The organism is Curtobacterium sp. 18060, assembly GCF_902706105.1.
GTDB lineage: Bacteria > Actinomycetota > Actinomycetes > Actinomycetales > Microbacteriaceae > Curtobacterium.
Genome location: NZ_CACSJV010000086.1, coordinates 1 through 7065, shown reverse-complemented (window position 1 = coordinate 7065; position 7065 = coordinate 1). Strand labels below are relative to the sequence as shown.

5 protein-coding genes are annotated in these 7065 nt (G+C 70.3%); 4 read left to right on the top strand and 1 reads right to left on the bottom strand.

The window, feature by feature from the left end:
• The first annotated feature begins 58 nt into the window (after window positions 1-58).
• From GVL05_RS19400 to secA, 3 genes are all read left to right on the top strand, one after another.
• Window positions 59-727: a ComF family protein gene (locus GVL05_RS19400; protein ID WP_159574206.1), complete on the top strand. Its 669-nt coding sequence runs from the start codon at window positions 59-61 to the stop codon at window positions 725-727.
• Window positions 728-887: 160 nt separating this feature from the next.
• Window positions 888-1589, top strand: coding sequence for a ribosome-associated translation inhibitor RaiA (raiA, locus tag GVL05_RS19395; RefSeq protein ID WP_123338985.1), 702 nt, complete (start codon window positions 888-890; stop codon window positions 1587-1589).
• 171 nt (window positions 1590-1760) lie between these two features.
• Window positions 1761-4541, top strand: coding sequence for a preprotein translocase subunit SecA (secA, locus tag GVL05_RS19390; protein WP_123938737.1), 2781 nt, complete (start codon window positions 1761-1763; stop codon window positions 4539-4541).
• A 151-nt stretch (window positions 4542-4692) separates the two neighbouring features.
• Here the strand turns inward: secA and GVL05_RS19385 are convergent, their stop codons facing one another.
• Window positions 4693-5133 (bottom strand): Rv3235 family protein, encoded by a 441-nt coding sequence (locus GVL05_RS19385; protein WP_159574205.1) that lies wholly within the window; start codon window positions 5131-5133, stop codon window positions 4693-4695.
• A 118-nt stretch (window positions 5134-5251) separates the two neighbouring features.
• Here GVL05_RS19385 and GVL05_RS19380 point away from each other — a divergent pair, with 118 nt between their 5' ends.
• Window positions 5252-6751 (top strand): sensor histidine kinase, encoded by a 1500-nt coding sequence (locus GVL05_RS19380; protein ID WP_111085963.1) that lies wholly within the window; start codon window positions 5252-5254, stop codon window positions 6749-6751.
• The last annotated feature ends 314 nt before the right edge of the window (window positions 6752-7065 follow it).

Genomic DNA, 7065 nt, shown 5'->3' with positions numbered 1-7065 from the left:
GTCCACCGTCCGCACGGTCGGCCCACGACCGCCGTCCGGTCGCCACCACACTCGTCGCATGCGCACCGAGGACCCGCCCACGACGTGGCGCGATGCCGCGCTCGCAGTGCTCGGCCTGTTCCTGCCGGTGGACTGCCTGGGCTGCGGACGCCCCGACCGTGCGCTCTGCCGGGCCTGCCGCGCCGCCCTGGCCGTACGCCCGCGTCGGGTCCGACTCGTCGCGGGCGTGCGGCTCGACGCCGCCTTCGAGTACGAGGGACTCGTCCGGACCCTGCTGCTCGAGCTGAAGCTCCGCGGTCGGGTGGACGTCGCACGACCGCTCGGCGCTCGCTTCGGCTCGCTCGTGCGTGCCGCGATCGCCGAGGCACCCGTGGACACCGTCGTGCTGCGGGTCCCGCCGTCGCGGGCGGGGGCACGGCGTCGGGGGTTCGACCCCGTGGTGCTGCTGCTCGCCCGCGGCGGCGTCCGTGGCACCGGGCGGCTCCGACGGGTGCGGGTCCGGGGCGGAGCGGCGAGCGCGGGGCCGGGGCAGAAGGAACGGACGGCGATCGAGCGGGTCGCCGCGACCGTCGGCACTCTGCGGGCGTGCGGGGTCGACGGGCGGGACGTGGTGCTCGTGGACGACGTCGTGACGACCGGCGTCACGATGGCCGAGGGGGTGCGGGCGGTCCGCGCCGCGGGCGGCCGGGTCGTCCGGTGCGTGGCCGTCGCGAGCGTCGAGGACTGACGGCTCGGTGAACACCGGGTGACCGCTGTGCGTCCGGTGGGTGTCCGGCAGACTCGCCGACGCACCGTGACGCGGGACCTGCGGCGGGTCTAGCCTCGCGGCAAGGCGTTCGGGTTCGCCGGATGGAGGCGACGCGCCGAAGCTCGATGGGAGCCGCGACATGGACGTGACGATCACAGGCCGGAACGTCGGGGTCACCGACCGATTCCGCACCTACGTCGAACAGAAGTCCGAGAAGATCGACGTGCTCGCTGACCGTGCGCTCGCCTTCGAGGTGCGCATCAGCCGCCACCACGAGAAGTCGGGCGGCAGCCAGGGCGAGGACCGCATCGAGTTGACGCTCATCGGTCCCGGGCCCCTCGTGCGGGCGGAGTCCGCTGCGTCCGACAAGTACGCCGCCTTCGACCTCGCCTTCGCCCGCATCATGGAACGGCTGCGTCGTGCTCGTGACCGGCGCAAGGTGCACCGCGGTCGTCACCGCCCGACCTCGGTGGCCGAGGCCGCAGGCAGTGGCTTCGACGGCATGGGGGTGGTCCCCGCTGACGGCCGCCTCATCGAGGACGTGGCCACCGGCGCGGTCCCGGTCGTCGATGCCGACGCACCGGAGGACGAGGACGACGAGGTCTACAGCCCCGTGGTCATCCGGCACAAGGTCTTCGAGGCCGCGCCGATGACCGTCGACGACGCCCTGTACTTCATGGAGCTCGTCGGACACGACTTCTACCTGTTCGTGGACGCCGAGACCCACCGCCCGAGCGTCGTCTACCGACGCAAGGGCTGGGACTACGGCGTGATCGGCATCGACGACCAGACCGGTGCCGCGGCGTCGGTGGACGCCGAGCCGGCCGCCGCGCTCGCCTGACGCGATCGCTGCGGACACCGTCCGACCCGTGTGTGCGCGGTCCGTTCGCGGGCCGCGCACACCGCTGCCCCCACACCCACACCCCTCACAGCGCACGGCACCGGGGGGTTGCTAGCATGACTGGTCGATCGGGCGCGCAGGTCGCGCACGACGACCCCGTAAGGAGCTCACGTGGCAAACGTGCTGGAGAAGGTCCTCCGCATCGGCGAAGGACGCACCGTCCGCCGGCTGAAGGCGTACGCCTCGGCGATCAACGACCTCGAGGACGACTTCTCGAGCCTCACCGACGAGGAACTCCAGGACGAGACGAAGGAGCTGCGCGAGCGGTACGCCAACGGCGAGACCCTCGACGACCTGCTCCCCGAGGCGTTCGCCGCCGTGCGGGAAGCAGCGAAGCGCACCCTCGGCATGCGGCACTTCGACGTGCAGCTCATGGGCGGGGCGGCCCTGCACCTCGGCAACATCGCCGAGATGAAGACCGGTGAGGGCAAGACCCTCGTCGCGACGACGGCGGCCTACCTCAACGCGATTCCGTCGCGCGGCGTCCACGTCATCACGGTCAACGACTACCTGGCGTCGTACCAGTCCGAGATCATGGGTCGCGTCTTCCGCGCCCTCGGCATGACGACCGGCTGCATCATCGCCAACCAGACGCCGGCCGAGCGCCGCGAGCAGTACGCCGCGGACATCACCTACGGCACGAACAACGAGTTCGGCTTCGACTACCTGCGCGACAACATGGCGTGGCAGGCCTCCGACATGGTGCAGCGCGGCCACTTCTTCGCCGTCGTCGACGAGGTCGACTCGATCCTCATCGACGAGGCCCGCACGCCGCTCATCATCTCCGGCCCGTCCTCGGGCGAGGCCAACCGGTGGTTCACGGAGTTCGCCTCGATCGCCAAGCGCCTGACCCCGGGCGAGGACTACGAGGTCGACGAGAAGAAGCGCACCGTCGGCGTGCTCGAGCCCGGCATCGAGAAGGTCGAGGACTACCTCGGCATCGACAACCTGTACGAGTCGGCGAACACCCCGCTCATCTCGTTCCTCAACAACTCCATCAAGGCCGTCGCCCTGTTCAAGCGCGACAAGGACTACGTCGTGATGAACGGCGAGGTGCTCATCGTCGACGAGCACACCGGCCGCATCCTGATGGGCCGTCGCTACAACGAGGGCATCCACCAGGCGATCGAGGCGAAGGAGAACGTCGAGGTCAAGGCGGAGAACCAGACCCTCGCCACGGTCACGCTGCAGAACTACTTCCGGCTGTACCAGAAGCTCTCCGGCATGACCGGTACCGCCGAGACCGAAGCGGCCGAGTTCATGTCGACCTACAAGCTCGGCGTGGTCCCGATCCCGACGAACAAGCCGATGCAGCGCATCGACCAGACCGACCTGGTCTACAAGAACGAGAAGTCCAAGTTCGAGCAGGTCGCCGAGGACATCGCCGAGCGCCACGAGCAGGGCCAGCCCGTCCTCGTCGGCACCACGAGCGTCGAGAAGTCCGAGTACCTGTCGAAGCTCCTCGCCAAGAAGGGCGTGAAGCACGAGGTCCTCAACGCGAAGAACCACGCGCGTGAAGCCGCGATCGTCGCCCAGGCCGGTCGCCTCGGCGCCGTCACCGTCGCGACGAACATGGCCGGCCGAGGCACCGACATCATGCTCGGCGGCAACTCCGAGTTCCTGGCGGTGCAGGAGATGCACGCCAAGGGCCTGTCGCCGACCGAGACCCCCGACGAGTACGAAGCCGAGTGGGACGAGGTCTTCGCCCGCGTCAAGGCTGAGGTCGAGGTCGAGGGCGACAAGGTCCGCGAGGCCGGTGGGCTCTACGTCCTGGGCACCGAGCGCCACGAGTCGCGCCGCATCGACAACCAGCTGCGCGGTCGTTCCGGTCGTCAGGGTGACCCGGGCGAGAGCCGCTTCTACCTGTCGCTCACCGACGACCTCATGCGCCTGTTCAACTCCGGTGCCGCCGAGAGCCTCATGGGCCGCTCGAACGTGCCGGACGACCTGGCGATCGAGAACAAGCTCGTCGGCCGCGCGATCCGTTCCGCCCAGGCACAGGTCGAGGGCCGGAACGCCGAGATCCGCAAGAACGTCCTGAAGTACGACGACGTCCTGAACCGGCAGCGCGAGGCGATCTACAGCGACCGCCGCCACATCCTCGAGGGCGACGACCTGCACGACCGCGCGCAGTCGTTCCTCAAGGCCGTCATCGACGACGTGATCGACACCCACACCGGTGAGGGCTCGCCGGACGACTGGGACCTCGACGCCATGTGGACCGAGCTCGGCACGCTCTACCCGATCTCGATCTCCATCGACGAGGTCATCACCGAAGCCGGCTCGAAGGGCAAGGCGTCGCGCGACTTCCTCGGCCGCGAGATCCTCTCCGACGCCAAGCTGGCGTACTCCACGCGTGAGGAGCTCCTCGGCGACGAGGCGATGCGCGAGCTCGAGCGTCGTGTCGTCCTGTCGGTGATCGACCGCCGCTGGCGCGACCACCTGTACGAGATGGACTACCTCAAGGACGGCATCGGCCTCCGCGCGATGGCGCAGCGTGACCCGCTCGTCGAGTACCAGCGCGAGGGCTACGCGCTGTTCCAGACGATGATGGGCCAGATCCGCGAAGAGTCGGTCGGCTACCTGTTCAACCTCGAGGTCCAGGTGCAGTCCGACGGCGAGAACGCCGTCATCGAGGCCAAGGGTCTCGGCGAGGACGAGGTCTCCGGCCTCGAGTACTCGGCACCGTCGATCGACGGCGAGGTCGAGGTGCGCGACGAGAAGGGCCGCCTCGAGCAGGCCGCCACGGCGCGTGCGCAGCAGGCCCAGGCCGAGGCCGAGGCAGCTGCCGAGCCCGAGCAGGGCTCCGCGTTCGGCAACGCAGCCACGGCCTCCGGCCAGGCTGCCGCGGCCGGCAACCGTGCCGAGCGTCGTCAGGCGTCGAAGAAGTAGTCCGCGTGCGCGCGAGCGCATCGTGAGCAGGAATGGTCGGGTCCCGCGTCGGGACCCGACCATTCCTGCTCACCAAGCGCACCACGCGCACCGACGACGGACGGGAGGCCCGTGGCGACACCGCCACGGGCCTCCCGTCCGCGTCAGGCACCTACAGGACGCCGATCGCGGTCGCCCGCCACCTGCCGTCCCGCGTCTCCAACCGCATCGCCACGGCGCGTGCATGACTGCGTGTGTGCACGACGACGGTCGCCTCGGCGACGCCGTCCGCCGGTCGGCAGACGAGCACGCTGCCGACCCGCAGCACCGCTCGGCTCCGAGACCGTCGGCGCACTGAGCGGGCGTGCGCGGCCACGGCTGCACGTTGCTGCAGGTGTCGGTGCACGTCGTCGGTGATCCAGCGGGCGATGCTGTCGACGTCGCGGGCCCCGGTCAGGACCTCGGCGACGCACAGTCCCAGGGCGCGTGCGGTGTCCGCCGGGTCCGGAGGGCCGCTCGCCGGTTCCTCGACCGGTTGCGGTTCGACGATCGTCAGTGGCGGCGAGTGTGCCGTCGTCGTCGTGTGGTCGATCCGGCGTGCCTGCTCCGCCACCCCTGCCCCTTCCGTTGCTGGAGCGAGCGTATGGGGCGTGCGACATGAGAAATACAAAGCTGCTGGGCCTGTGGAGAGGACGACGTTCTCCACAAGTCGGCGCACCTAGACTGGCTGGGTGTCGACCCTCAGTGACCTCGTCCTCGCGCAAGGCCGTTCCTCCGAAGCCGACGTGGAGTGGCTCCACCTGCTCGTGGGGGACTGGCAGCTCCTCGCCGACCTGTCCTTCGCCGACATGGTGCTGTGGGTGCCGACTGCCGAGGACGGCTCGTTCGTCGCCGTTGCACACGCCCGACCGAGCTCCGCCGCCACGCTGTTCTACCGCGACATCGTCGGGCAGGAGATCCGCGAGGAGTGGCGCGGGCAGGTGACCGAGAGCTTCGCCGGCGCCCGCGTCGTCGACTCCGCCGAGCCCGACTGGTACGAGGACACCCCCACCCGGGTCCGTGCGATCCCGGTGCTGCGGCGCCTCAGTGCCAAGAGCGCGGAGACCACCGAGCGGCCGATCGCCGTCGTCACGCGCCACTCCAACCAGGACGAGATGCGGACGCCGAGCCGTCAGGAACTGAACTTCACCGCGAGTGCGAACGACCTGTTCGGCATGATCGCGACGGGCGACTTCCCCGACCTCGGTGCCCCGGCTGGTCCGCGCCGCGGCGCCCCGCGCGCCAGTGACGGTCTGCTGCGCCTCGACACCGCCGGCATCGTCACCTTCGCCAGCCCGAACGGCCTGAGCGCCTTCAACCGGATGGGCTTCGAGGGGGAGCTCGAGCGGAAGTCCCTCGCCGAGGTCACCACGGAGCTCATCGGCGCGCAGCTCGACGTCGACGAGTCACTGCCCCTCGTGGTCACCGGTCGCGCTCCATGGCGGGCCGACATCGAGTCGAAGGGCGTGACGGTGTCGCTGCGGTCGATCCCGCTCCGCGACCACGGCGACCGCATCGGTGCGATCGTGCTCTGCCGCGACGTGTCCGAGCTCCGGCACCAGGAGCGCGAGCTCATCACCAAGGACGCGACGATCCGCGAGATCCACCACCGCGTCAAGAACAACCTGCAGACGGTGGCGTCGTTGCTGCGCATCCAGGCTCGTCGGACGCACTCCGACGAGGCACGGACCTCGCTGCAGAACGCCATGCGCCGCGTGGCAGCCATCGCGGTCGTGCACGACACGCTGTCGAGCGGCCTGAGCCAGACGGTCGACTTCGACGACGTCTTCGACTCGGTGCTCAAGCTCGTCACCGAGGTCGCCGCGTCGCACAACACGACCGTGCACCCGAAGAAGACCGGCGAGTTCGGGGTGCTGCCGTCCGAGGCTGCCACGCCGCTCGCACTCGGGCTCACCGAGCTCGTCACGAACGCCGTCGAGCACGGGCTGGACGGGCGCGACGGTGAGGTCGAGATCGTCGCCCGCCGGTTCGACGACCACCTGGAGATCGAGGTCCGTGACAACGGCGTGGGTCTGCCCGAGGGGAAGGTCGGGTCGGGTCTCGGCACCCAGATCGTCCGCACGCTCATCCAGGGCGAGCTCGGCGGCACGATCGACTGGCACACCCTGACCGGCAGCGGCACCGAGGTGACGATCACCATCCCGTTCCGCTGGCTGACCGCTCCCGCCTAGCCCCTGCGCCGCGCCGTGCTGTGCCGCGCCGCGCCGCGCCCGCGGGAGTGGCGCGTCGGGTTCGCGCCCGCTCACGGGCATCGCGCCCCGGCTCTTCGGGGCGCAATGCCCCTGCGGGGGCGCGCAATGCCCCTGCGGGGGCGCGCACGGGCGCCCCGCTTCGGCGGGGCACCCGCCTCCGCGCCCGCTCGTGGGGTTCCGAGATCTGCGCATCTCGGCGTGCGATCGCGCGTGTTGTGGAACCTCGACGGTCAGCGCGCGGCATGTTGTGGAACCCCGAGGACCAGCGCACGGCGTGCCGCCCCGCCCCGCGC

Excerpts from the sequence above, each read along its gene's own strand:
- GVL05_RS19400 (WP_159574206.1), top strand. The coding sequence starts at position 59 with ATGCGCACCGAGGACCCGCCCACGACGTGGCGCGATGCCGCGCTCGCA.
- raiA (WP_123338985.1), top strand. The coding sequence starts at position 888 with ATGGACGTGACGATCACAGGCCGGAACGTCGGGGTCACCGACCGATTC.